This is a genomic window from Serratia sp. CY84636 (assembly GCF_052166245.1).
In the GTDB taxonomy this organism is placed as follows: Bacteria; Pseudomonadota; Gammaproteobacteria; order Enterobacterales; family Enterobacteriaceae; genus Serratia; species Serratia nevei.
Window position 1 is genome coordinate 1,612,734 of record NZ_JBJNOX010000002.1, and the last position, 25,424, is coordinate 1,638,157.

19 protein-coding genes, 1 tRNA gene and 1 pseudogene are annotated in these 25,424 nt (G+C 49.6%); 11 read left to right on the forward strand and 10 right to left on the reverse strand.

Annotated elements, in window-relative coordinates; translation table 11 throughout:
• Window positions 1–34 precede the first annotated feature (34 nt).
• Window positions 35–1,498, forward strand: a complete 1,464-nt coding sequence (locus ACJ8QI_RS12110; protein WP_060439559.1) for an AMP nucleosidase — start codon at window positions 35–37, stop codon at window positions 1,496–1,498.
• A 36-nt stretch (window positions 1,499–1,534) separates the two neighbouring features.
• Here the strand turns inward: ACJ8QI_RS12110 and nac are convergent, their stop codons facing one another.
• Complete coding sequence (gene nac, locus ACJ8QI_RS12115; RefSeq protein WP_060420410.1) at window positions 1,535–2,458, reverse strand: nitrogen assimilation transcriptional regulator NAC; 924 nt, start codon at window positions 2,456–2,458, stop codon at window positions 1,535–1,537.
• A 336-nt stretch (window positions 2,459–2,794) separates the two neighbouring features.
• On the opposite strand from nac, the gene ACJ8QI_RS12120 reads away from it, so the two are divergent.
• Together ACJ8QI_RS12120 and ACJ8QI_RS12125 are read left to right on the forward strand one after the other, a co-directional pair.
• Window positions 2,795–2,870, forward strand: a tRNA-Asn gene (locus ACJ8QI_RS12120).
• A gap of 161 nt (window positions 2,871–3,031) precedes the next feature.
• Window positions 3,032–3,514: pseudogene (locus tag ACJ8QI_RS12125) on the forward strand (tyrosine-type recombinase/integrase); the annotation flags it as partial.
• Here the strand turns inward: ACJ8QI_RS12125 and ACJ8QI_RS12130 are convergent.
• Window positions 3,465–4,433 carry an ArdC family protein gene (locus tag ACJ8QI_RS12130; protein WP_442532555.1) on the reverse strand — a complete coding sequence of 323 codons (969 nt, stop codon included), beginning with the start codon at window positions 4,431–4,433 and terminating at the stop codon, window positions 3,465–3,467. The pseudogene ACJ8QI_RS12125 and the gene ACJ8QI_RS12130 overlap by 50 nt on opposite strands.
• Before the next feature lie 788 nt (window positions 4,434–5,221).
• On the opposite strand from ACJ8QI_RS12130, the gene ACJ8QI_RS12135 reads away from it, so the two are divergent.
• The 6 genes from ACJ8QI_RS12135 to ACJ8QI_RS12160 all read left to right on the forward strand — a co-directional run bounded on the left by ACJ8QI_RS12135 (window position 5,222) and on the right by ACJ8QI_RS12160 (window position 17,588).
• A complete protein-coding gene (locus ACJ8QI_RS12135) occupies window positions 5,222–6,304 on the forward strand; it encodes a type II toxin-antitoxin system RnlA family toxin (protein WP_442532556.1) in 1,083 nt (360 codons plus the stop codon).
• Window positions 6,305–6,309: 5 nt separating this feature from the next.
• Window positions 6,310–6,648 (forward strand): type II toxin-antitoxin system RnlB family antitoxin, encoded by a 339-nt coding sequence (locus ACJ8QI_RS12140; protein WP_060854645.1) that lies wholly within the window; start codon window positions 6,310–6,312, stop codon window positions 6,646–6,648.
• A gap of 257 nt (window positions 6,649–6,905) precedes the next feature.
• Window positions 6,906–8,126 (forward strand): Druantia anti-phage system protein DruA, encoded by a 1,221-nt coding sequence (locus tag ACJ8QI_RS12145; protein ID WP_095101392.1) that lies wholly within the window; start codon window positions 6,906–6,908, stop codon window positions 8,124–8,126.
• Window positions 8,127–8,146: 20 nt separating this feature from the next.
• Window positions 8,147–10,972, forward strand: a complete 2,826-nt coding sequence (locus tag ACJ8QI_RS12150; RefSeq protein ID WP_442532557.1) for a hypothetical protein — start codon at window positions 8,147–8,149, stop codon at window positions 10,970–10,972.
• Entirely contained in the window at window positions 10,969–12,033 is a 1,065-nt protein-coding gene (locus ACJ8QI_RS12155; protein WP_442532558.1) for a hypothetical protein, read from the forward strand. The genes ACJ8QI_RS12150 and ACJ8QI_RS12155 overlap by 4 nt, the downstream gene beginning before the upstream one ends.
• 14 nt (window positions 12,034–12,047) lie before the next feature.
• Window positions 12,048–17,588: a DEAD/DEAH box helicase gene (locus ACJ8QI_RS12160; RefSeq protein ID WP_442532559.1), complete on the forward strand. Its 5,541-nt coding sequence runs from the start codon at window positions 12,048–12,050 to the stop codon at window positions 17,586–17,588.
• A 151-nt stretch (window positions 17,589–17,739) separates the two neighbouring features.
• Here ACJ8QI_RS12160 and ACJ8QI_RS12165 read toward each other — a convergent pair whose 3' ends face one another.
• The 5 genes from ACJ8QI_RS12165 to ACJ8QI_RS12185 form a co-directional block, all read right to left on the reverse strand.
• Entirely contained in the window at window positions 17,740–19,359 is a 1,620-nt protein-coding gene (locus tag ACJ8QI_RS12165; protein WP_442532560.1) for a DUF2326 domain-containing protein, read from the reverse strand.
• Window positions 19,349–19,573 (reverse strand): ABC-three component system middle component 7, encoded by a 225-nt coding sequence (locus ACJ8QI_RS12170; protein WP_095101317.1) that lies wholly within the window; start codon window positions 19,571–19,573, stop codon window positions 19,349–19,351. Before ACJ8QI_RS12170 ends, ACJ8QI_RS12165 begins: the two co-directional genes overlap by 11 nt.
• Window positions 19,557–20,336 carry an ABC-three component system protein gene (locus ACJ8QI_RS12175; protein WP_442532561.1) on the reverse strand — a complete coding sequence of 260 codons (780 nt, stop codon included), beginning with the start codon at window positions 20,334–20,336 and terminating at the stop codon, window positions 19,557–19,559. Before ACJ8QI_RS12175 ends, ACJ8QI_RS12170 begins: the two co-directional genes overlap by 17 nt.
• 679 nt (window positions 20,337–21,015) lie before the next feature.
• On the reverse strand, window positions 21,016–21,456 hold the full coding sequence (locus ACJ8QI_RS12180; RefSeq protein ID WP_193159261.1) for a DMT family transporter: 441 nt from the start codon (window positions 21,454–21,456) through the stop codon (window positions 21,016–21,018).
• Window positions 21,457–21,473: 17 nt separating this feature from the next.
• A complete protein-coding gene (locus ACJ8QI_RS12185; RefSeq protein ID WP_442532562.1) occupies window positions 21,474–21,992 on the reverse strand; it encodes a GNAT family N-acetyltransferase in 519 nt (172 codons plus the stop codon).
• 38 nt (window positions 21,993–22,030) lie between these two features.
• Here ACJ8QI_RS12185 and ACJ8QI_RS12190 point away from each other — a divergent pair, with 38 nt between their 5' ends.
• Complete coding sequence (locus ACJ8QI_RS12190) at window positions 22,031–22,600, forward strand: helix-turn-helix domain-containing protein (protein WP_038878021.1); 570 nt, start codon at window positions 22,031–22,033, stop codon at window positions 22,598–22,600.
• 13 nt (window positions 22,601–22,613) lie between these two features.
• Here ACJ8QI_RS12190 and ACJ8QI_RS12195 read toward each other — a convergent pair whose 3' ends face one another.
• From ACJ8QI_RS12195 to ACJ8QI_RS12205, 3 genes are all read right to left on the reverse strand, one after another.
• A complete protein-coding gene (locus ACJ8QI_RS12195; RefSeq protein WP_038878018.1) occupies window positions 22,614–22,907 on the reverse strand; it encodes a DUF2623 family protein in 294 nt (97 codons plus the stop codon).
• Between the two features lie 130 nt (window positions 22,908–23,037).
• Window positions 23,038–23,625 (reverse strand): nitroreductase family protein, encoded by a 588-nt coding sequence (locus ACJ8QI_RS12200; protein WP_033635168.1) that lies wholly within the window; start codon window positions 23,623–23,625, stop codon window positions 23,038–23,040.
• Between the two features lie 69 nt (window positions 23,626–23,694).
• A complete protein-coding gene (locus tag ACJ8QI_RS12205; protein WP_100396965.1) occupies window positions 23,695–24,591 on the reverse strand; it encodes a LysR substrate-binding domain-containing protein in 897 nt (298 codons plus the stop codon).
• Between the two features lie 115 nt (window positions 24,592–24,706).
• On the opposite strand from ACJ8QI_RS12205, the gene ACJ8QI_RS12210 reads away from it, so the two are divergent.
• The gene (locus ACJ8QI_RS12210) at window positions 24,707–25,342 is read left to right on the forward strand and encodes a flavodoxin family protein (protein ID WP_308343545.1); all 636 of its coding nucleotides are present in this window, start codon (window positions 24,707–24,709) and stop codon (window positions 25,340–25,342) included.
• Window positions 25,343–25,424: the final 82 nt, after the last annotated feature.

A 25,424-nucleotide genomic window follows, 5' to 3' on the forward strand; every position in this document is an offset into this window, starting at 1 on the left:
CCCGCCACAGAGCCGGGACATCCAAGGAGAAAGTATGAGCTATGCCCCACCTCGCAGCGGCCTCAGCGCCGATCAGGCACTCGATCAACTGGAAGCCCTGTATGACGCCGCGGTAGACGCGCTGCGTCAGGCGGTCGGCGACTTTATCAGCCACGGCACGCTGCCGGATGCGCAGGCGCGCGCCGCCGGGCTGTTCGTGTATCCCGAACTGCGCGTCAGCTGGGACGGGCAGCAATCCGGCCCGAGCAAAACCCGCGCCTTCGGCCGCTTCACCCATCCCGGCAGCTACAGCACCACCGTGACCCGGCCGCAGCTGTTCCGCCACTATCTGGCCGAACAGCTGGCGATGCTGGAGCACGATTACGCCGCCCATATCGAAGTGGCGCCGTCGCAGCAGGAGATCCCGTTCCCTTACGTGATCGACGGCTCCAGCCTGGCGCTCGATCGCTCGATGAGCGCCGGCATCGCGCAGCATTTCCCCACCACCGAGCTGGCGCAGATCGGTGACGAAACCGCCGACGGCCTGTACCACACCACCGACAACCATTTCCCGCTGTCGCATTTCGATGCGCTGCGCGCGGATTTCTCGCTGGCGCGGCTGCGGCACTACACCGGCACGCCGGTGGAGCACTTCCAGCCGTTCGTGCTGTTCACCAACTACACCCGCTATGTGGATGAGTTCGTGCGCTGGGCCTGCGCCCAGATCGCCGATCCGGCCAGCCCGTACATCGCGCTCTCCAGCGCCGGCGGCACCTACATCACGCCGGAAACCAGCGCCCCGGAGCAGGCGGTATCCGATCTGGCGTGGAAAAACCACCAGATGCCGGCCTATCACCTGATTTCGCGCACCGGCCAGGGCATCACGCTGATCAACATCGGCGTCGGCCCGTCCAACGCCAAAACCATCTGCGATCACCTGGCGGTGCTGCGCCCGAGCGCCTGGCTGATGATCGGCCACTGCGGCGGCCTGCGCGAAAGCCAGAAGATCGGCGATTATGTGCTGGCCCACGCCTATCTACGCGACGATCACGTGCTGGATGCGGTGCTGCCGCCGGATATTCCGATCCCGAGCATCGCCGAGGTGCAGCGCGCCCTGTACGACGCCACCAAGATGGTCAGCGGCATGCCCGGCGAAGAGGTCAAACAGCGCTTGCGCACCGGCACCGTGGTCACCACCGACGATCGCAACTGGGAGCTGCGCTATTCCGCTTCGGCGCGGCGCTTCAACCTCAGCCGCGCGGTGGCGGTCGACATGGAGAGCGCCACCATCGCCGCTCAGGGTTACCGCTTCCGGGTGCCGTACGGCACGCTGTTGTGCGTCTCCGACAAACCGCTGCACGGCGAAATAAAACTGCCGGGCCAGGCCAACCGCTTCTACGAAGGGGCGATCTCCGAGCACCTGCAGATCGGCATCTGCGCCATCGATCTGCTGCGCGCCGAGGGCGATCGCCTGCACTCGCGCAAGCTGCGCACCTTCAACGAACCGCCGTTCCGATAACGGTTATCAGGCCCGCTGCGGCGGGCCGTTTTTTCCTCAACGCACCAGCGCCAGCGCGCGTTTCTCCTGGCTGCGGCCGCCGGCGATCGACAGCAGCATGTCTTTGACCAGCAGCGCCGGGGCGGACAGCGCCTGTTGGCCCGACATGCACAGCGCCAGCGGCACCGACATCGTCGGCGCATTGATGCGCGCCATCCAGGCCTTGGCCGGGCCGATCATCGCGCGCGCCACCGATTCCGGCAGCACGGTCGCCCCCAGCCCGCCGGCGATCGCGGCGCTCAGCGCGCCCGAGGATTCGATCTCCCCCACCACGTTGGCAGCCAGCTTGCGCAGCGCCATCGCCTCTTCCAGCAGGTTGCGCACCGCATCGCCCTCGCGCGGCAGGAACAGGTTCAGCCGCGCCACGTCCAGCAGCTCGACGCTGTTGCCGGGATGCGGCACCGCGCGCGTCGCCACCAGATAGAGATCTTCGCGCATCAGTGCGATGGCGTGCAGCCCGGCGGGCATCTTGGCGCCGTAGACCATCGCCATGTCCAGCGTCTGATTGGCCACCTGCCCGGCCAGCGCCGCGCCGCTGTTCTCATGCAGGCTGAGCAGGATACCCGGCTGCTGATCGCGCAGGCTCTGCAGCAGCGGCAGCGCCAGCTGCGCCGCGGTGCTGCCCGACGCCAACCCGAGAGACACCTGGCCGCTCATCGCCTGCCCGGCGCTGTTAACCGCGCTCTGCGCCTGCTCGCACTGGCGCAGAATGGTCTGCGCGTGGGCATAGAGAATATTGCCGGCCTCGGTCGGCTGTACGCCGCGCTTGGTGCGGATCAGCAGCTGTTGTTTCAGCTCCCCTTCCAGCGTCGCCAGCTGCTGGCTGAGCGCCGGCTGGGCGATATGCAACACCTCCGCCGCCTGGGTCAGGCTGCCGATATCAACGATTTTCACGAAGTACTTCAGACGTCTGAAATTCATAGTGCCTCCAGCGAGCCGCTAAATTGAGAATGCCGAAATCCGGTCAGGCACCGCAGCAAGATCCGGGCCAGAGTCGGTAAACGGCCATGGAAGCGGGATACACGGCGGCCGACGGCCGTTCGTCGGGCGGCGAGCGCCACCGCGCAGGGCAGACGTTGCACCACAGGCAAGCAACGGCCCGAACAACGGGCCATCCGGGGGCACTGCGCGCGGGATAAGCGACAAAAGCGAGAAAAAGCAGCAGGTTGGGCAATCTTGCAGCAAACGAACGCATCGGGCGCTTTCACGCTTTACAAGCCGCAACCGCCCCGCTATTATTCGCCCCGTTCACACGATTCCTCTGTAGTTCAGTCGGTAGAACGGCGGACTGTTAATCCGTATGTCACTGGTTCGAGTCCAGTCAGAGGAGCCAAATTCTTGTTTTCATGCCGCTTTGCGAATCCTTATGTGATGCTGATTCAATAAGTTAGCGTGAAAAGTCTTCCCGATGCATTTTCAGTTTACCCTCCACATCGGGAGAATTTGGTGGTCAGATTTGGGGTCAAGTTGGTTCGATGACGGAGTGACCCCCAAATGTCTCTTAACGACTCAAAAATCCGCAACTCAAAACCATCCGTAAAACCCTTCAAAGTTTCCGATTCTCACGGTCTGTACCTTTTAGTTTATCCAGGCGGTTCACGTCTCTGGTATCTCAAATATCGTATCAACAGAAAAGAATCCCGCATTGCACTGGGTGCCTATCCTGCCGTCTCCCTGTCTGATGCCCGCCAGCAGCGCGAAGGTATCCGTAAGATGCTGGCGCTGAACATCAACCCGGTAAAGCAGCGGGCCGCAGAACGCAGTGCCAGCCCAACGGAGAAGGTGTTTAAAACCGTGGCTCTGGCCTGGCATAAAAGCAATAAAAAATGGTCACAGAATACCGCTGACCGTCTGCTTGCCTGCCTGAACAATCATGTCTTTCCGGTTATCGGACATCTGTCAGTTACCGGACTTAAACCCCGTCATTTCATTGATCTGCTGAAAGGGATTGAAGAAAAAGGCCTGCTGGAAGTCGCGCTTTAGAGGCTGCGCTGGCCGCTTTGAAAATATAGCGCTTGTCGTTTTTCAGGGCTTCCAGCCAGGAAGCGATGTAGCTTTCATGTTGTACTTCGCCATCGATCCCCAAATCCGCCATCAGAAAGGCACTTCCCAGCTCCGCAACAAGTTCTTCCTCTGCATAATCCGCACTGCCAAGCTTCCCTTTCATTTCACGGTTCAGGCGTTTTTTACCCCCACTCCAGTGAACCAGCTCATGCAGGCCGGTAGCGTAGAAGTTTGCCGCATCAGCGAAAAGATGGCACTCCGGTAGCCAGACCTCATCAGTTGATGGGCTGAAAAAGGCGTTTTGTCCCTTCTCGATAATGTTTGCGCCGCTCTTCCGTAACAGATTCTCAGCCTGCGGCAACGGGTCAAAGGTTGCTTCCGGGCTAGCCGTTTCAGTTATCAGGGGCAAACCGTCAATTTGCTGAATGTTAAACACAGTGAAAGTTTTCAACATCGGGATTTGTTCAACTTCTCCGGCGTCGTTTTCCTTTTCCAGGGTCGTATAGAAAATGGCTGTAGTGCCATGTTCACCTTTGCGAACCTGCCCACCTGCTGCCTGTGCCTGTTTGTAGGTCATCCAGCGGGAATCGCTGAAACCCTGCTTAGATGCACTGCACCACAGCAACATGATATTCATCCCGCTGTAGGTTACGCCGGTGGCGTAATTGGATGGCAAACCAGACATACCGGATACACGCTGCCACGGGCAGGACCACGGTTTTACACCGGCTTCCAGCGCTGCAATGATGTTGTCAGTAACAGTCTGGTAAATGTCGATTTTGGTTCTAGAAAATTTCGTTTTTGAGGAGCCTGACGGGTCCAGCGGGGATTCGCTGGTCGCCACTGCGATGTTAGGGGCGCTTGTCCGGGTGGTGTGCAGGGAAATCGACATGTTTTTTCTCCGTCAGTGTATGATTTTCGTCTTCGTATCGCCTGACGGTTCGTTTTCCCGGCATCGTTCTGTCCTGCAAGGGCGCAGCATGCGTGCCATTTACCCTTGCAGGATGGGTTGTGTTGGGAAACGATTAACCAGAAGCTGATATGAAGAACGAAAAGCTCACAGGAGAAAAACTTGCCCCTATATAGCCGGGCTTAGCGCCCCTCAGTTGCAGCGGTGAAAGGGGTTTGGGGTTTGGGGTTTGGGGTTTGGGGTTTGGGGTTTGGGGTTTGGGGTTTGGGGTTTGGGGTTTGGGGTTTTAGATATAGTATAAGCATAACTGGCAGAGATTAATATATTGTTCCTAAGGAGGAAATAATGAACTGTAGGTGATTATTTTTACAACCAGCCTTTAAAAGGCATTCTAAATATGTGAAAATCTTTTAGTTGATCGCAAATTCACTTGAAATTCCAATTTTTCAGTTAGAATAATAAATTTAAAACCACCACTATAGTTATATGGTGTTATTATAAATTGACTCTGATCTTATAATTAATTGCATTCCATTAAAAATAATTCCGTTCCGTATGAAAGCGTGTGGCTTGAATCTTCGCTATATGCCACCTTCCCTTTGCATTTGCCTCACCGAGGTGACTCCACACTGCCGTTTAACTATCTAATAAACTAGGATTTTTACTGGAATACCAATCTTCGCCATCATCACTTTTTAGAGCATGACTTAATTTAAAAATGGTGTTATAATCTTCTGTTAAAAGATTACAAATAATTGAGAGAAAGGGGTGTGAAAATCGTGGTTGACTACAGAGATCTGAATCTTAACCGAGAAAACCTTGATCTCAATATCCAGAACTTTCTGGAATCTCACGGCTATCAGCTTGATGGAGATATACAAACATTTCCCAAAAGGAAAAGGGTGGTTTTTGGCTCTACTGGGTCGGAATTCTCAACTGTTGATTTTCACCTCAACCATACAGGTACAACTACGATTCAGTGGAAACTAGGTAAAAATCAACCAGTTGGTGAAACACTTGCTTCATATTTAAGGGATACAATCGACCCAGCAGAATTTGAAAACGTCAATTATTCATTGAAAGGAATAACTACAGAATCATTCGATCCTATATTAGAATGCGTTTTGGAGGCTGGTGATATTGAACTCAATCTCTTACGTGATGAGGACAACTGTAAGCAGGTAACGCTAAAAAGTATTGCACATCAAGACCACTTAACTCTCACTCACCATCGACGGACAAGAGTTTTACAAATACAGGGTAAACCTTTGTCATGTTATCGTCGTGTTATTTTCATGCTTACAGATTTACTGGATCTCAAAGGATTAGAACAAGTATTATATCGCAAAGATGATAGTAGCGCTGAGATAATTAGAAAGGAGATGGCCGATGACTATATAAAAACGGCATTTCCTAGAAGCTATGAACTCTTACCTGAATCAGTAAAAAAACTGCTAATCTCTAGCTGTTGTGTGAAATTAGCCTCACCACAGTTACCAGATTATTGCCTATTACTCTATCCGGACCTACGGGCTCTCGAAGGAGTGCTGAAAGAGCAGATGTGCATTTACAATATGTCTGTTGAAGATGCAGAACATGGTTTTGGCGACTTTTTTGATATCAATCGTGGGTTATGTACTTTAAAACCTCAATACAGTGCAATGGTTAGAAATGTAGGGATGCAGGATGCTTTGAATAACGGCTATACATTCTATAGGAAACATCGTCATACACTTTTCCATATGGAAGAGTTTGCAGATGGCAGTCGCATGATAGATACCCTTGAAAAGGCAATAAGTTTATCTAAAAACACATATTCTGCGATCGATAGCTTATATACAGCGAGAATGTGAAAATTATGATTCAAAAAATACGCATTATTGGTGAAATAGCTGTTATAACTGCCACAGCGGATTTTCACCCTTTGCGTCAATTAAAAGGTCTAGCAATTGAACTCGATCAACTTGGTTTTGAGGGTGTAGTGCTGTTTGACCTATTAGCTGTAAATGGCTTAGCAGAGAACCGCTTTGCATCTATGAAATTTACCAATAGAAAATTTGTTCGTTCCTCGTTCGTGCTAGAATCCAATGTAAATCCAAGTATCAAAAATGAACAGGATGCTTTTGCTAAACAAGATCAGACATTTCTACTTGGGAGCGTACTCTCATCCACTGAGATTGAAAAGTTCACACACTAATCCAGCCGTTTTTTCCTGATCACCTCACATAGATTCTTCAATACTTACAAAAATAAAAAACATATAATTTTCAATGCAATAGAGAAACACAGATTATCAAATCTTTTATGTTAGACCGCTAATCAATGCCCCCCACCAGAAGACCAATGTTAAAACTATGGAAGTAAGAAAAATTTTATGTCCATTGTGATGAAAGTAACCTGCAAGTATTATAAACTGTACATTAACTAACTGAATTAGAAGATTAAGGTAAGGCATTGAAATCAGTTAAGTGTAAGAGCAATGGAGAGAAAGCCCCAGTAGCACAAGCCTTTACCCCAGAGGCTAGCTTAAAACGCAAAATACGCTCACATTTTACACAGCTGGGGTTTCAAAAAGGGCCGGATGGAACACTAGTTCGTCCTGAGTCAGGAAAAGAATCTATCCGTCAACTGCACAGCGCTCAACGTGAAGAACGTCTACGCTCCTCTGAGCAATTTATATCTGAATTCTTGCCAAGTGCCATACCATATTTTGCCAACGGAAATGAGATTGATCCAACTAAGATTCGCTTATCATTGATAAAAGTTTCTGCGAATTCGTTCGAATCCAAACTCTTTAGGGCAGCATCTTTAACCTGGTCTGTTCCAGTATCAAATGGTTACGGTCGCCGCATGCGGTACCTCGTGTGGGACAGAGGGCATGACCGACTTGCTGGAATATTTGCATTAGGAGATCCAGTTTTTAACTTATCTGTACGTGATAATTTAATCGGATGGACATCTAATGATCGATCAAGTCGGCTAGTTAACATACTTGATGCTTACGTTCTTGGAGCGGTTCCCCCCTACAATATGCTTTTAGGCGGTAAAGCGATTGCCTGTTTAATCCGCTCACGAGAAGTTTATGACGATTTCCTACGAAATTATGGTTCAACGACGGGCATTATTTCTGGTAAAGATAAATACGCTCACTTACTCGCAGTAACAACAAGTTCTTCCATGGGGCGTTCATCACTTTATAATCGACTGAAGCTAGATAGCATAAGTTATTTTGAACCAATCGGTTATACCGTCGGCTGGGGGCATTTTCATATTACCGATGAGTTATTTGGGGAGATGCGTGAATATCTTCGACTCGCAGAGCACCCGTATGCCGATCAACATTGCTTTGGCGAAGGCTCAAATTGGCGGCTCAGAACTATCAAAGCTGCCCTGAAACAACTCGGGATTAACCAAGCGGTTTTACGTCATGGAATCCAAAGAGAGGTATTTTTCTGCCAGCTCGCTGAAAATGCAAAAGAAATTCTCGCGACTGGTAGGGGTACACCCGACCTTTCAACCTTAAAAACTATTGATGAAATATCTGAACTTGCGCGTAAGAGATGGATTGAACCGCGAGCTCTAAGGCAGGGTTATTATAAGAACTGGAGACGGGACGATATATCCTTACTAATTAAAGGATTAAAACTGGACGTAATAACTAGTAAAATTGCCTAAAGGAGTTGGGAGGAAGAGAAGTGAATCTAGCAGAACTTCAAGAGAGGCTATACCAGCATTATTCTCGACTACGTGATCTGCGGGCTACCGAAAATTATCCCGTTTATGCGATCGAGCATGGTCTGAGCGAAGCAGAGATTTCTACTGCTCAATCGCTTCTCAATGCCAACTTGAATACAACAAAACGTGCTACTCGCACTTTTTGGCTGGTATGGATCGCTGCCGCTGCTGAGATAGGTTACACATATGACGGAACCGAATATTGGGATTCCTTTGCTATAGCCTTTCCCTCCTGGCCTAAGTTTGGAGACCGTGATCAAATCCGTATATGGTATAGACGATTTACTACTGATTTTAATAGTGTCACCCCCTCCGGGTCATGGGCACAGCAGTTCCCTATTATTTCTTGGCCAATCACGCAAGCCATTCTGCCAAGATATCTACAACGTTTTTTTGCCGATCACCTATACAATCTTCGCCATTTACTGACTAGAAGTGGTGAGCTTACATTAGAAGAAATAGGTGAACTACTAAGCGATGAATATCATGGTGGTTCATCTCGGTTCGAGGGTTTCTTACAACAAAAAACTCTAACAGCACGAATTGTAATGGCGATGCGTCTTGAAGATGTCGTTGATGTTATCTCCCCCATTGAGAAAAGCACATTGCGCCGCATCATAGACGACTTCGATAAGCTTGGTTCATTTGGTACTCGCCTAAAGGAAGTAAGACGAGTACTCCGTGAGGCTCGTTTCGTCAATTTGTATAGTACAAGCTTTATATCTTCTTCAAAAAGTATCCAAGAAAATGTAACTCTCTCGAAAACTTGTACAGTAAAACCTCGGCTAATTGCACGGCAAAGAGGTTTAACAGAGTGGAACCTAAGGCTCGTAATTCCCGACATTGCAACATCTCTTCGTCAGGCCGGACTATCCCCGCTTGATTTAGAACACTCTCATATGCGCTTTCGTTATTATGGTGGAGGCAATGCATGGATGCCGGGCCGGGCATTATTTTCTTACACCGGAGGAATAGAAGAACCACTCTCGGCATACCCAACTGATAATCATTCTGTTTTCGAATTCGATCGCCCTTTTGAAAAAGTTACAGCCTCTTTGCAGGAAAGGCTGCTTTTCCCTGCAACGACTTTACGGCTACTAAAGGTACGTTCAGATGGTACGGCTGTTGAAGTCACGGGACGGCATGTAAAAGCTAACCAAGCTTATTTACTTGTCTGTTCGAATACAGTGCCCACTGAAGTTATCGATAGTCTATCGCTTACTCCTGTTCAGTCACAGACAACTGGAGCCGACGTTTGGCAATTTTCAATTCCTACGAAAGTAGATGCTGGAAAAATAGCAGCATTATCGTCGATTGGGCTTGGATATAAGTTAGGCATACGAGCCGAATCAATAGGTATGACTGCCCGATGGAACAATGTAGATGACGCGCTGGAGTTTCTTGACACAGAAGTTGTCATGTTTTACCTAGCATCGGATGTTGAAGCCGACGAATTACAGATCATTATTAATAAACATCCTCCTGTACATCTGCGTCCGGAACCCAACGGAAAAACGTTCATTTCGCTCGGTAAGCTTCCAATAGGTTTGTATTATGTATCTTTATCTGCACTCGGCGTAGCTACCGGCAGCAACATAATAAGCGAAGAAATCCTCATTAGGGTGCGTTTAGCAGCACCTTGGCAAAAGACTGTCTCCGGAAAAGCAGGGGTTAGCCTCAAGCTTGAACCGCAGGGAGCCACATTAGAGCAGTTTCTTGACCACGCAGCCACCCTGAGGTTTATGGCTCCTGCCGGGCGTATTGTTAAACTGGAAATCCGTTTCTTCAACGCAGACGGCACGCTTTTTCATATAGAGCCGATTGGCAATTACAAAGCTCCTGTTGACGATGAGAGAATATCTAAACTTATCGTACAGAAACTGACAGCAGACAACTACATTGAACATGTTGATCGTTCCGCGTGTATAGAATTACTCATATCGTTGGACGAATATGGCCTAGAGAGCGTGCGATTCGACAAGAAAGCAGAACCTTTACGGTGGCTACGTTTAGACAAACGTACTATCCGACTCACCGATGATACAGAGGAAAAAAGTCTGCCTTCTGTAAAGAGATATGATTTGAACGCTGTTGAAATTGGTCACGAAGTGGACTATGAACAGGCTCTGTCCGGACTAGAGCTTCGTGGTGAGGGCGGTTTGTTTGTTGCAAGCATCAATGATCAAACTTACGAAGTGATCGCTATGGCTTCGCAGCGCCAAATTTCTGATTTTCGAGATCTGAATATTCTGACTCATGTGTCCGCAGAAGAACCACAGCCGCTAACCATTATCAATGCTCTGCGGTATTGGCAGGGAGCTCGGAGGCTGATAGGACCAATGGCTTTTTTGGCTCGGCGCAACGCTATTCTCACACTTGAAAAAGAACTTGAACGATATCTATGCGGTAATGACTGGGCAGAAGATATAAACAAGGTTCAAACTGGTAAAAGAGACATTGGATTTCTTTATAGGCGAGTTTATTATTCACAAGGATTCGCTTCAGGCTTATTGAGCACACAAGATTGGCAATATGATCATGATGCAGAAACTGCTGAACTAGAATTCTTTCGACTGGCGCATGCTTATAAAATTCCGGAAACAGACATCCTCTATCGTCTTGCACTGAAATTGGCATTTCAACCGCATACCGTGAAACCCTCGGACCTCGCATCACCAAATGCATTCGATATGCTACGGAAAAACTCTGCGCTAATCCGCGGAGCGTATTTTGCGCGTCTAGTGGCACACTGCCAGAAAACGAGCTCTAAGACGGAGGTCTTATGAACAATATTAAAATACTTAGCCGGGCTGATTGCCTAAAGTATTCATCTCGCTCATTAGGACTTCCTGACTTGCAAAAACTTGATAATGCATTAATCGCTCAAGCGTTGCGGAGAACCGTTTTCATTGAAGCTCCTTGTTCGATTCGGACAGTATGCTCACTCCTAATGAATTCCCTAGGCCCATTAACTGACGAGCCTGAGAACTTAAAGACACTCATCTACGATATTATTGACGACCTTGTCAACTTGGGTGATCTTCTTGAAATGCGGGACGAAATCGCGGGGGAAACGAACCTCATTTTGCGCCCTGCTCCACCGGCGTTTGTGCTTCGAAGAGATGGGACATTCATTATAGTGGGAGTGGCTGGTGATGATGTCACTCCGCCACAGGTAAATGACTTTAATCTCGTTTATTACCCGAGTGGTTTAAGAATACTCACACCAAGCAATACGCAATCATGTCGGCAAACACTTATCGATCTAGGACTTATTGAGTTACCTATAATTACATGGCTACGTGCACCAGTTTCGATTACAGCCGACAAACTTGTAAAATCGTGGATCAGCAGACTCCCCAACGATATACATCCGGAAAAAATAGAGAATTTTGAGATAATTGATATTAGCAATACAACTTCATACTATAAAGGCAGATGGCAGTCACTAAACGAACAACATGCTGGAATTTATATTGCCCGACGCCCACAACGCTACGGGGCAAGACTGTGGTGCCTTGCCGAAATTCGGGACGGATTAGTCCAACGCTTCGTTGATATTCATTCAGGAGATGCGCGCTTTCGAGATTGTGATGAAGCCTGGCGATTACTCGCTGCGATGGATGCACTTACTGGCTCTCCGCAACAGGTCAGAGTTGTTTATGAAAAGGAGATAACTGTGCTGTCCTTTACATCTCCTCTTCCTTCTTGGGCGATTAGGCGTCTTAGTCTGGTCGGTGAACGTTTAAAGCCTCATCGCGCCTTGCTGCAATTTTCACTGCCTTTACATAATAGTGAAGAAGAACTTCATTGGCTAGAGGAATCCCTCTGGCTAACTCGGGATTAGTATGGGAGCACTAAATGAAAACAGCCACAATACAACAAACAATTGACGAATTACGGCAGAGCCTGACGCATTATATCGAGGCGACATATCACATCGGCCACCCTTCCATAGTCAAACAGCGTCGTGAACTATTGAATCAGATCGGTGGCATCTATCAGGCTCCATATCTGGAATCGACTCCCCGCTATAAGAGCGCCAGTCCTTATAATGAGATTGATAGTTTGCCACCAGCGGCACTTGAAGCATTGAGAGTTCTTTCTGACACAAAATCAGGAAAACCAGTAATTTACCCTTCCCCCTATACCCATCAATTGGAGGCCCTACAAGAGATTCTCAACAATAATCGAAACCTTATGATTATGACGGGAACAGGTTCTGGCAAAACTGAATCATTCCTCTTACCGATATTAGGGAAGTTCGCAATTGAAGCCTGCGAGAACCCAGAGCGCTTTAAAAAATATAATGCTGTTCGCGCATTAGTGCTTTATCCTATGAACGCCCTCGTGAACGACCAATTAAGTCGATTGCGAACAATGTTCGGTTCCCCTCAAACCGTTGCTCTATTCGAAAAATGGGCTAAGCGTCCCGTCCTCTTCGCGCGTTATACCAGCCGTACCCCATATGCGGGCCTGCGCACACCTAATAAAGATAGTAAACGACTAGCATCTATTGGTGAATTTTTCGGTGAGATCGAGGATGCGAAACGACGCTATGAACATTCCCCTTCCGACGGGGAAGAATACCGCGCGGCTAAACTCTTTGATACCTTAAAGGTACGGGGAAAATGGCCATCCAAAGAAAGTGTTTCCGACTGGTTGGGTAAAGCTCCTGTGCCTTGGGCGAAGCGAGCAATCTGCCGTCCACACGATTCTGAACTAATTACACGCCATGAAGTTCATGCATCTCCACCCGATCTTCTCATTACAAACTATTCGATGCTTGAATATATGATGATGCGTCCCATTGAGCGTGGCATATTTGACGCAACAAAAGAATGGTTGGACGCTTGCCCGGACGAGAAATTTCTTATCGTTCTTGATGAAGCTCATCTTTACAGAGGAGCACAAGGTGCTGAAGTCGGATTATTGATACGTAGACTAAGAGAACGTCTTGGTATACCAGCCGAGAGGTTCCAAGTCATATGCTCGACCGCAAGCTTCAGTGATGAGGGTAAGAAAAATGCTGGTGTATTCGGCGCACAGCTTTCCGGAGTATCGGCCGAATCATTCGTGTCAATAGTAGGAGAACTACAGTTACGTTCTCCTGAGGACCGTGGATCAATGGTCGATATAAACACCCTTGCTGCTGTTAATCTTAAACAGTTCTATTCAGCAGACCATAGTCAACAATTGGCAGCGATTGAGAACTTTCTAAAGTTTCGAGGGGTATCAGTCAAAGATGTAAGTGATGTGGACGCTAAACTTTATCTGGCGCTGTACGATTACGCGCCATTTAATCGACTTGTAAATGAGACTATGACTGCTGCGGTATCGCTCTCCAAACTACCAGAAATAATCTTTGACGATACAATACCATCGAATCTTTTGGAAAAAGCCACAACGGTATTACTCGCATTTGGGAGCCGCGCGAAAAAAACACCAAACGAAGCTAGCCTTCTTCCATGCAGAATACATTCATTCTTCCGTGGACTTCCTGGCTTATGGATATGCATGGATCCCAATTGCCCCGATGCCCTCAGAGACAGGCGAAGCCCTGCCGGAAGATTGTTCTCGCAACCACACGAGCGATGCAGTTGCGGCGCTCCGGTTTTGGAATATTATACTTGCCGTCATTGTGGCACTTCATATGCCAGGGCCTATACAAATGATGTTGCGCAGCCACGCTATTTATGGTCCAAAGAAGGTGAAAGAATTGAGACTGCTTCAGGGCTTATAGAGGCTCTTCATCCTCTTGATCTTCTTATTGAAGAACCGCCATCGGATGATAAAGCCAAAGCCGCTTACTATGATCTTGTATCGGGCCAGCTTAATCCAGATGTACTAGGAGAGAAATATCGAACCGTCTTCCTTGCTCCTGCAAAGCCCGTAACAGATGGCTCGAAAGATACAACCCGTGGAGCAGGTCCAGGGCAATTCGCTCCTTGTGCATGTTGCAACCAGATGGCAGGTCATGGACAATCTAGCGTTCAAGATCATCAGACCAAGGGCGATCAACCGTTTCAGGCTTTATTGGGATCACAGCTAAGAATACAGCCCCCTGGTCCACAGCAACAAACTTCTTTTGCGCCACTTCGTGGGCGTAAGGTTCTAATCTTCTCTGATTCTCGCCAAGTAGCCGCTCGTCTGGCTGGCACACTTCAGAACTATTCCTTACGTGATGCTGTGCGGGCACTCCTTCCGTTGGGTTATAAGATTCTTAGCCGCGATCCGGACTTCTCCAAAACTCTTGTGCTCAACCATGCGTACTTATCAGTTTTAGTGGCTGCCCATAAGTTAGGCGTTCGACTAAGGCCCCAACTTGGTGATGCAGAAACACTTTCAGAGGTAGAAGGACCAAGTCCAGGCCCATCTCCCGCAGGTATACAGCTCTTTCAACTCCTCAGTTCGTTGTCCCGATGCCCGCAGCGTCTTATGCAGGCAATCTCCGATACGTTTAAACATACGAACATGGGACTTGATCTGGAGGCCTTGGCGATCGCCACGATTGGCGAGCCTCCACAAATCTCGTCCAAGATTGTAAAACTTCCCGATCTACCAGGAGTCGCCGAAACCGAGGAGGCTAAATTGACAGTCTGTCGAGCTTGGCTGCGATGCTGGACGCTTGATCCGGGAATCTGGTTTTCAGACATGCCTGACTCTTGGTGGAATGAACGAGTGAGATCCCATCAAGGGGTATTTACTGCCATGAACCGAGTTCTTGTATCGAAGCAATCGAAATCAATATTCAAAAAGAATTGGCTTCCAACTCTTCTGACCATTTTTACCGAGCAAACAATGGGAGGGGGACATCGTTTAGTTGCTTCGAAGCTTTCTCTTCATTTAAATGGTCAGTGGCAGCGATGCAATAGTTGCAAATCTGTTCATCGCCCAGTCGGAACTCTCAGTAGATGTATTGACTGTGAAAGTTCTGATGTGAGCAACTTTGATCCCGCTTTAGATGAGGTTTACAAGGCACGTCGTGGTTTTTATCGCGACCCTATCGCTTCAGCACTTGATGTTGAAGACCCCCAACTAATGACCATTATTGCAGCAGAGCACACAGCTCAACTTGGAGCGGCGCAGCCGGATGAAGCCTTCTCTCACTCTGAGCGACACGAAATAAGATTTCAGGATATCGATGTCGCCTGGAGAGATAAGGACCGCCCTGGTGAACCCGCTATTGATGTGCTTTCAAGCACCACGACTATGGAAGTAGGTATTGATATCGGTGATCTTTCAGGCGTGGCACTTCGTAATATGCCTCCAACCCGCGCCAATTATCAGCAGCGTGCTGGCCGAGCAGGCCGACGTGCTAATGCAGTTGCGACTGTTGTAGCATTTGGCAGCTCGGACAGCCATGACGACCATTATTTTACGGATCCAGAGGAAATGATACGGGGTAATGTCATTGATCCACGCCTCACGTTAGAAAATCCGGAAATAACGCGACGCCATCTTCGCGCCTACCTGCTTCAGCGCTATCATGAAGACCGTATTCCTGGATTAATCCCAGGTGCCGATCCTAATTTGTTTTCCGTTTTGGGCAAAGTCGGTGATTTCAAAACTCGGGGACCTTTGCTCAATCGTTATGATTTTGCTAAATGGCTAGAAGATAATGCACAAGACCTCGCTAACGCGGCTGATCGCTGGCTACCCACTGAGTTGTCGCCAGATGATCGCCATAGGTTGATTGCTGAAATGATGGTTGACGCGACAGATACGATTGACGAAGCCATAGATTTTATTCAATCAGAGAACCAAGATGTCAACGCCGCCCTAGAAAAAAGTAAGGACGACTCTGGTGATCAAACCGAGAATGAGATAATGACCGAGTCAGAGGATAACGTACATATTGTTGATCCCGCCACGGATAAACTACTTGACCGTCTCCTTTACCGGGGAGTAGTTCCACGGTATGCGTTTCCAACCGATGTTGTGGCATTTCACGTTTTCAATCAAGAGAGATCAACCCCGTTCACATCGGTTATAGATTATGCTCCCGCTCAGGGGCTTGCACTGGCTCTATCTCAATACGCACCAAACAAGCAACTCTGGATAAACGGCAAACAGTATACATCCAAAGCTATATATTCTCCTTATCCAGCCGAACGACGGGACGCTTGGGGAAAACGAAAACTCTACTTCGAGTGCAGCACTTGCTCCCATGCAAGGACTGACGATTACTTAAAAGAGAGGGAGAACACGACAGAGACTTGTCCAGCCTGCAACACACCCAACTCTTTCGGCCCGGCAAGGGTCTGGTTCCGTCCTGTCGGCTTTGCGCACCCAATCGATACACCGCCGGAAACTGAGCCAGACTCACCAAACGAGACCGCAAGAGCGACGCGTGCCAAGTTAGTCATGCAAACGCCTAATCCTGACAAGAGCTGGATTCAGGTATCCGAGCGGGTGCGTGCTTTCAAAGCGAGAGAATTTCTCTTAGTATCAAATACTGGTGTCGATAAAGATGGCTACGATTATTGTCTCGCCTGTGGTCGAATCGAGTCATCGGCGGCTCCTGAGGAACTACTCTCACAACCACACGCTACGCCATTCCGCAGTGAAGAAGGCTCCATCTGCCCAGGAGGAGCGGCAAAACGTCACGTAATTCTTGGGACTGATTTCAAAACTGACATTGCATTATTTTCATTCCCGCTAACAGAGCCGTTCCAACTCTTGCCCGGCAGTATAGAAGCTGATTCTGTACTTAGAACTCTATGCGAAGCTATGGCCAAGGCTGCGTGTCAAACACTAGATATTGAACCGGGAGAAGTTCTAGCCGAATACCGCCCAGCTTTGACAGAAAAAGGCGCAAGCGGTAACGAAGTTGAAATTTTCCTATATGACACATTGGCAGGAGGTGCAGGGTTTTCGACCGAACTTGTGAATCGGGCAAGAGAATTGTTTGAGCACACGCGAAATCTTCTAGCAAGTTGTCCAGAAAACTGCGACACATCCTGCTATCGCTGCCTGCAAAGTTTCCGCAATCGAATGGACCACTCGCTCCTAGATCGCAAACTCGGCATTCAGTTTATTGAACATGCGTTTGATGGTGGATATCCGCCTTATCCTGCCGAGCGTACTCGACGATCGCTTGATCTTCTCGCCCGTGATCTGATTCGGCAGTATGGAACCGAATTTTCTTTCTCTCGTGAAGTTCAACGATATGACAATGAAGCTGGAGCAATAGTAATTCCAATTGTTGCTACACGCCTGGCTACGGGTGCAGAAACTTGGATATCACTCAGTTCGCCACTAGCCCCGGCGATTCCGACAGATCATAAACTCCAGAAACTTAGTCCTCAAGGGTCAGAAAAAATGGAGTGCGCAGATGACCTTATTATTCGTAGACATTTACCAGAGGCAAGTTTGCAACTTCGAGGAAAACTGAGATAAGACCATAGTGAATTTACACTTGGCGGCGACGGAGTCCTCGCCGCCCCCTTACGAAATGGTTCATTAAAAGAAAATATTGATGATGTACTAGTCATTTATTCTAATTACTGGCTATTCAAGCCAGTAATTATTATTAATACATATCAATTAACTATTGCTGCTCCCTCCAGTCTTTCGTATAGAGCAGATCGTTATCGCTCAACTTGAGAACGGTATGAATCCGCAGCAATCGTTCAACTTTGGCACCGAATTTTGCGGCTTCATCAAATGAAAGGAATATCTGCTTACGTTTAACAGATGCTAGAATTCGGATTATATTCCCTGTGGCAGGAACCTCAATATTCTTGTAGATAACTGAATCATGGATTATGAACGGCAGGTTAGTTAGTGAAAGCATAGCAAGATCGAATGCAACTAAGCCTGCATAAGACTTTCCAGTTCCAGTATCCTCGGGCGAGATGAAGTTGTATGAATTTGCATTTTTTATCCTAAGCTGAGATGCATTTCTGCTCGGCCCGTAAACTACTTTATTGAAGTTTTTTAATTTTATATTTAGTGCATTTTCTATATTAAGGAATATACCAAAGTATATCGCTTCCAAACGTTCTTTGGATAGCAACGCGTCCCTGCCGATAGCTACCTTTTTATCATAAAAGCTATTCTCTTCAGCAGCTTTATCTGCAAGTTCTTTTAGTTCAAACACTCGAATGAACAAATCATCTGGCGTTCCTTTTGCTGCCAAACCAGTTCGTATTTTATTCTCCAAAGCAACGATCTTAGTATTGATTTGCAATAAGTTTTCAGAATACAATGCAAGACCTTTTTTAAGTTCTTTTTGCACTATTTTAGTGATATTTTGATGAAAAGACTCAACCTGCTCAAGACGTTCTGAATCTACATTAGGGAAAAACTCCTTAATAAGAGAAATATTAGCAGTTAATCTCGGTGTTACCCCTGAGATATCTCGATTAATTCGTTCTATTTTTATTAGCACATCATTTTTTTGGCTACCTAATTCATTTTTTTGCTGATGAAGTTTACGCAATTCTTCGTCAAAGAGAGCTTCATAGGCGCTTAGAGCTCCCGTAAACCCCTGTTTCAAGGCTTTAATAGCATCATTGTTGTCAGTTATTATTTTCTGATTGGTCTTGTATTGAGCCTTGTTGATCTTGGGAATGATTTGAGCATTCATCGACTTGGATATGAGTTTTTTCCTTTCATTATATTCGTCTAAAGTAGACTTCCCTTCAGCGATATCTTCCGTATATTCAAAGAGATCGATGAGTCGTCCAATAGCTACTCCTGCTGATTCTTTCACATCGCCAGAAAATGGTTGTTCAGGGTCTAAAGCACCTTTATTCCATATTCGACTGAAAGGACTAACAAGTGAACGAAAACTACTTTTTAGATGCTCTAAGTTATAGAGTATTTTGAGTTTATCTGTATAATCACCAATGCTAATTTCATCAATTGCTTTATAATGCATATTGCACACATGAACCACATTGGATTCACTTGTTGACCGTTTAAAATAATATACAACATCGTCAAAAATAAATTCAAAGATATAACTATGGTGCCCCATAGACTTGATAATACCAGCCTTATCATCCAAAAGAGACATACCACCCATAGCAAAATCAATGACCATCAAAGCAGAGGATTTTCCAATTGAGTTTTTAGCATTATCATCACCAAGAATTACATTCAAGCCATAATTGAATGATATTTCACCATGATTGAAAAGTGAGCAGATTATTTTACTTAACATAATTTATCGTTTCCATCGAAACATCAACATCAATCAAACCAAGAACATATAGGATATCTAAAGCATGTAAAAATTCCGAAGCATCTTGAAAGCTCGCCGAAGTTCTTGTCAATAAATCCGACAATTTTTCGTCGTCTACTTTGTTTTTTAAAATGACTAGCATTTTAAAAATGGTCGACTCTTCAAGACTCGTGAATTTAGTTGGAACTAGCATCGAATACCTCGCAATTTTGGATAAAAAAAGATGTAAGGATCTTGGATGCAATAATGGATTTACCAGACTTCAAGCTTATCCATTGTGAAACATAGTTAAAAACTAAATCCTTATTCTTAGGGTTTTGCTTTTCCATTATCAGATAATAGGTATTTACTTGATTCTGTAGTATTCGTATGGCGGCTTGATCCAACTGTTCGAGAAGTCGGATATGATTCCTAATAGGTACAAAATAGTCGATAACATTTAAACGAATTTCTCGCTTCTGCAAAGGACTCATATCGGTCTTGAGTTTTTCATTAAGCGAACTGACATCTAGTTTAGTCTCAGAAAAATTTGCAAAATTATCATCACCAAGCACAATGAGATCTAATATTTCGCACACTTCATCTTGCAGAGCATATTGAGAAGCTGTTTGTTTTGCCTTTGTCTCACTAAGATAGCCATTTTTAATATTATAAAGCCTAAGATATTCTTCGATTTTGAAATCTTTGTCATACTTTGTATGGCAATTTGGGCATAAGAGAATTACATTTTCAAGGGAATTGATGTCATCAGGTACTGAATATTGCTCAAGAGCCTTTGCCTGCGATTTATTCGGATTTAATGGATAAATATGAGCAATCTCATATCCTATACTAGGATGTCTAGAACTTGCTTTCTTGAACATCATAGGTAATGTACAGAGCGGGCAACAGCCCCCAGTCTCCGCATATAGAATGCTGTGTTCATTAGCATGGTATTTAATCCTTATATTTGCCATATGTCTGAATCCTGCTCGTTTTTTTTGCCAATGGACTCAAAAGTATGGTGAGCAGAAGGGATCCCTCAGAACTGACGGCTACGGCTGTTTACAATCCCTTAGCCTAGTGTCAGTACAACCTAAGGATAGCTCACCGAATTCATTTGAATTCATCAAATGTTAAAACGATCTCAGATTTTGTAGTTAAGTGCAATTACCAGAATGTATGATTAAAGATGCAATCAACCATGAGAGTTACATATGATCACTTTTAAGCATTCCATACAACTAGTTACACCCTATCTGGTGTAAACCAAGCCTATACCTTAATGGTTTACTAGCTCATTAGTTTGGTGATTATTCTGGTTGGCTTGAGCAAATAAGAATCCTCTTTTTGCTTAATTTTTCGCCAGTCACTGGCAAATGAGATCCAAGTTAGGGTGCCATGTTTTTTCATGATTACCCGCGAATCCTTAACTAATTTTTATATAAATGATTAAAGTGTAATTATCCCCCAGTGATTCTATCGGCGTATAGGGAAGAAAAATGGTGGTCATTCTGGTGGTCTTGACAACAAGTGAATTCAAGTTTAGCTTATGTATTAGCCTGTTACTGGCAAAGGCGATCCCAGTCAGAGGAGCCATATTTAGAGAAGCCCGCTCAGGGAAACCCGAGCGGGCTTTTTGCCTTTCAGCCGCCGTCAAAAGCTGCGTTTCGCCACCAGATAGGCGCCCGCCACCAGCAGCAGCGCGCCGAACAGCGCCGGCAGATTCTCGCGCAGCGCCGCCGGGCCGGCGCGGTAGACGTCCACCAGCAGCCCCATGCACAGCTGGCTGGCGACCAGGATCGAGATGGTGGCCGCTGCCCCCAGTTTTTGGTAGCCCAGGATGCCGGCGAACACGAACAGCGATCCCAGCAGCCCCGGCAGCAGCATCCACCACCTGGCGGCGCCGGTCACTTCCGCCACCGCGCCGAGGCCATTTTTGGCCAGCAGCAACCCCACCAGCAACAGCAAACCGACGCTGGAGTTGATCACCAGTGTGATAAGGATGGTCGAGACGCTTTCGGTAATGCGCACCATCAGCAGATTCTGCACCACCAGCCCCATTCCCGCCGCCACCAGCAGCAACAGCATATTCATCGCTCTGTCTCCCGGGATCAGCGTGCGGGCGGCGTGGCCCGCTCGTCGAGCGTCAGCTGCAGGAACGTCAGATCCAGCCATTGGCCGAATTTGGCGCCCACCTGCTCCATGCGCCCCACCTCGCGGAACCCGAGCGCCAGGTGCAGCTTAATCGAGGCCTGATTGCCGGATTCGATGCCGGCCACCATCACGTGCTTGCCGATCTCCCGCGCCCGTGCGATCAGGGCGATCAACAGCGCTTTGCCAATCCCTCCACCGCGATGCGCCTGATGGACATACACCGAGTGTTCTACGGTATGGCGATAGCCGTCCCAGGCGCGCCAGTCGCCGAACGACGCGTAGCCGATCGCCTCGTCCGCGCCGTTCACCGCCACCAGCACCGGGTAGCCCGCCGCCTGCCGTTCGCCGATCCACGCCGCGCGATTGGCCGCATCCACCGTTTGTTCATTCCAGATGGCGGTGCTGTTCAACACCGCGTCGTTATAGATGGCGGCAATCGCCGCGCTATCGTTGAGCGTCGCATTTCGTATAATCATGGTTTACCCCGGCCAATTGTCCACTATAATACTACGATATGAATATTAAATTAGACAATCTAAATCAGCTGATCGGCGCACGCATTCGCATTGAACGCGAGGCGCGCCACTGGTCGCTGTCCGATCTGGCTGAGCAGGCGGGCGTTTCACGGGCGATGGTTCATAAGATCGAGCGCGGCGAGAGCAGCCCGACGGCGATGCTGCTGGGCAGGCTGGCGGGGGCGTTCGGCCTCAGCATGTCCAAGCTGATCGCCCGGGCGGAAACGCAGGAAGGCCGGCTGCTGCGCCGGGAAGATCAGCCGGTCTGGGTCGATCCGGAGAGCGGCTACGTGCGGCGCCACGTTTCGCCGCGCACCGATCTGCCGCTCGATCTGGTACGTATCGAACTGCCGGCCGGCGCGACGATCCCGATGCCGGCTTCGGTGTATGCCTTCAAGCGTCAGCTGATCTGGGTTTTATCCGGCGAGTTGGTCTTTGTGGAAGGTGACGCGCGCCATGACATGGCCGAGGGAGACTGCCTGGAGCTCGGCCCGCCGGCGGACTGCCGCTTTGAAAACCAGAGCGACCAACCGTGCGTGTATATGGTGGCGGTGCTGAGCGCCGCCTGACGCCCCGCCCGCGCTAGCCCTGCGTCGGCCGGTTATAGCCGGCGCGGAAAAACTTCTCCGCCAGCCGGCTGTCGCCGCCGGAAAAGAACTCGCTCATCGGCTCACTGCCGAGGCCATAGGCGCGGCTCAGCTGCCCGGCTTCGAACGCCGCCCGGTTTTCGTCGCCGCAGCGCTGCGCCAAATGGTGCGCATAGCCGAGCACAAAGCCGCGCTTGTAGTCGGAGCAAAAGCGCGACAGCTCCGTCTCCGGCTTCAGGTTTTCCGCCTTTAGCCCCGCCAACAGCCCTTTGCCAAAATGGTCACCCACGGTTTCCTCCTCATCACGCCATCGCTATATAATAAAATATACAGCGAATGGGCGAACGAGAACATACTCCCTAAGTTTTACTCGCCGCATAAAAAAGGCCCGCCAAGCGGGCCTGAGGGAAAGCGGACAATCACAGCGTGAAATTCAGCCCTTCGCTGACGGTCTTGCCCAGCGGCAGGCGGCCCGACGGCGCCTCTTTTTCCTGCAGGAAATCCGGCAGGCGGGCCTTGTCACCCGGCTTGCCGATCGCCACCATGGCGTGCACCGCATAGTCGTCCGGCAGCTGTAGCGCCGCTTTGATCTTGTCGTGGTGAATGCCGCTCATGCAGTGGGTCAACCAGCCTTTCAGGTGCGCCTGATGCGCCAGGCTGGCCCAGGCAGCGCCGGTGTCGAACGCATGGGTCGGGTTGTCCACCAGCCGCTCGCCGTTCAGGCTGGTGGTTTTGGAGACGATCACCACCAGCGCCGAGGCGTGCTGCGCCCAGCCACGGTTGAAGTCAATCAAGAACTCCAGGTAGTTCTCCCAGCTGTCGGAACCGTGCTTGCTGTAGGCAAAGCGCCACGGCTGAATGTTGTAGGCCGAAGGCGACCAGCGTGCCGCTTCAAAAAAGCTCAGCAGCGTTTGATCGTCGATGGCGTCGTTGGCCATCGCGCGCGGCGACCAGCGCTCGATAAATTGCGCATCAATCGGGTAATCGGAGGTTCTTGGCTGGCTCATGATAGGTTCTCGCAGTGAAGTAAAAACAAAAGTTCGCTGATATTCCCACAGCTTAGGACGATAAAACTTTTATTTCGTGCCATTGCCCTGCGGCAGCTCCTGCTGCAGCCAGGCGAGGAATGCCCTGACCGGCGGATGCCGTTCGCGCCCCGGCGCGCACAACACGCTGTAGGCGGCGCCCGGTACGCGCACCTCCGGCCGATACGCCACCAACAGACCGTTGTCCACCATATCGGATACCATCACCGAGCTGGCGAGCACCAGCCCCTGCCCGGCCACCGCCGCCTGCAGGGCGTAATGCTCCTCATGATAGCTGCGCATCGCCGCATGACGCTGCCACCAGTCTACGCCCGCGGCTCGGCACCAGTCATGCCAGCCACTGTCGTACAGCGCCGAATCCCCCCACTTGACGGTGATCAGCACCGGATTTTCCGGCTCGGCGGCGGCCAGCCCCGGTGCGGCGTAGACGCCAAAGCTTTCCTCCAGCCGCGCCGTCTGATGCAGCGCAGGATACTGCGCGCGGCTGTAACGCACCGCCACGTCCACGCTGGCGTCCTGCTGCAGATCGATCACCTCGGCGCAGGCCTCCAGGCGCACCAGATAGTGCGGGTACGCCTGGTAGAAACGCCCCAGGCGCGGCACCAGCCACAGCGCCGCGAAAGAGTGCGTGACCGAGACGCACAGCGACCCGGTGCTGGGCTGCGGCCGCAGGCCCTCGAGCGTGGCGGCGATGTCCAGCAGCGCGCCGTGCACCCCGGCAAACAGCGTTTCGCCTTTCGGCGTCAGCCGCACGCCGCGCGGCACCCGCTCGAACAGCGCAAACCCCAACTGCTGTTCCAGCGCTTTGATCTGGTGCGAAATCGCCGTCGGCGTCACCGCCAGCTCGGCCGCCGCCAGCTTGAAGCTGCGCAGGCGAGCGGCGGATTCAAAGGTGCGTAATGCGTTGACGGGCAGCGTGGCAAACATGGCGAAGCCTCTTGAGATGAGTTGAAATCATCCTGGCAGAAAAGCGGTCATTTGTCGTCCGCCGGCACTTGTTTCTAGAGTAGGGCTGAATCCACTTCATACCGAGGAACATGACATGAATACAACTCATCAATCCAAACGTCTGGTGGTGCTGGTCGGCAGCCCGCGCCGCGACGGCAACAGCGCCACGTTGGCGCAAGCGATCCTGTCGGGCGCCGCCGAAGCCGGCACGTCCGCCAGCCTGCATTTTCTCGATGATTACCTGAGCGGTTTTCTGAGCGATGAACGCCACACGCCGCCGCCGGCCGATCGCTACGCCGAGCTGTTCCTGGAGCACTTCCTGCCGGCCGATGGCGCGGTATTCTGCACGCCGATTTACTGGTACGGCATGTCGGCGCAAACCAAAGCCTTTTTCGATCGCTCGTTCAGCTTCTATTCCAACGCCTACCCTCAGGCGGAACAGGTGCACCAGCGCATGAGCGGCAAGCGCATCGGGCTGGCGGTGGCGTCGGAAGAAACCTACCCCGGCGCGGCGCTGGGCATCGTGCATCAGCTCCAGGAGTTCAGCCGCTACACCCATTCCGCCTTCGTCGGGGTAGTGCACGGCGCCGGCAACCAGCGCGGCGAGATCGCCCGCGATCCGCGCAATCCGCTGCAGGCCGCCCGCGAACTGGGGCGCGAGTTCTTCACTCGCCCCTACTCGGATTATCAGATGGACAGCCCGCGCAGTACGCAGGTCTGGGAGGAGTAAGCGCGGCGCCCGGCAGCAATTGCAAACATAACGTTAGCATCTGTCGCAATCTGTTGCGGGCCATTGGCCCGCCGTGGCCGCG

Coding starts and splice junctions, on each gene's coding strand:
- ACJ8QI_RS12140 (WP_060854645.1), top strand. CDS start 6,310: ATGATTCAAAAAATACGCATTATTGGTGAAATAGCTGTTATAACTGCC.
- ACJ8QI_RS12180 (WP_193159261.1), bottom strand. CDS start 21,456: ATGAATATGCTGTTGCTGCTGGTGGCGGCGGGAATGGGGCTGGTGGTG.
- ACJ8QI_RS12170 (WP_095101317.1), bottom strand. CDS start 19,573: ATGCTAGTTCCAACTAAATTCACGAGTCTTGAAGAGTCGACCATTTTT.
- ACJ8QI_RS12175 (WP_442532561.1), bottom strand. CDS start 20,336: ATGGCAAATATAAGGATTAAATACCATGCTAATGAACACAGCATTCTA.
- ACJ8QI_RS12155 (WP_442532558.1), top strand. CDS start 10,969: ATGAACAATATTAAAATACTTAGCCGGGCTGATTGCCTAAAGTATTCA.
- ACJ8QI_RS12190 (WP_038878021.1), top strand. CDS start 22,031: ATGAATATTAAATTAGACAATCTAAATCAGCTGATCGGCGCACGCATT.
- ACJ8QI_RS12205 (WP_100396965.1), bottom strand. CDS start 24,591: ATGTTTGCCACGCTGCCCGTCAACGCATTACGCACCTTTGAATCCGCC.
- ACJ8QI_RS12165 (WP_442532560.1), bottom strand. CDS start 19,359: ATGTTAAGTAAAATAATCTGCTCACTTTTCAATCATGGTGAAATATCA.
- ACJ8QI_RS12130 (WP_442532555.1), bottom strand. CDS start 4,433: ATGTCGATTTCCCTGCACACCACCCGGACAAGCGCCCCTAACATCGCA.
- ACJ8QI_RS12185 (WP_442532562.1), bottom strand. CDS start 21,992: ATGATTATACGAAATGCGACGCTCAACGATAGCGCGGCGATTGCCGCC.
- ACJ8QI_RS12110 (WP_060439559.1), top strand. CDS start 35: ATGAGCTATGCCCCACCTCGCAGCGGCCTCAGCGCCGATCAGGCACTC.
- ACJ8QI_RS12200 (WP_033635168.1), bottom strand. CDS start 23,625: ATGAGCCAGCCAAGAACCTCCGATTACCCGATTGATGCGCAATTTATC.
- ACJ8QI_RS12160 (WP_442532559.1), top strand. CDS start 12,048: ATGAAAACAGCCACAATACAACAAACAATTGACGAATTACGGCAGAGC.
- ACJ8QI_RS12210 (WP_308343545.1), top strand. CDS start 24,707: ATGAATACAACTCATCAATCCAAACGTCTGGTGGTGCTGGTCGGCAGC.
- nac (WP_060420410.1), bottom strand. CDS start 2,458: ATGAATTTCAGACGTCTGAAGTACTTCGTGAAAATCGTTGATATCGGC.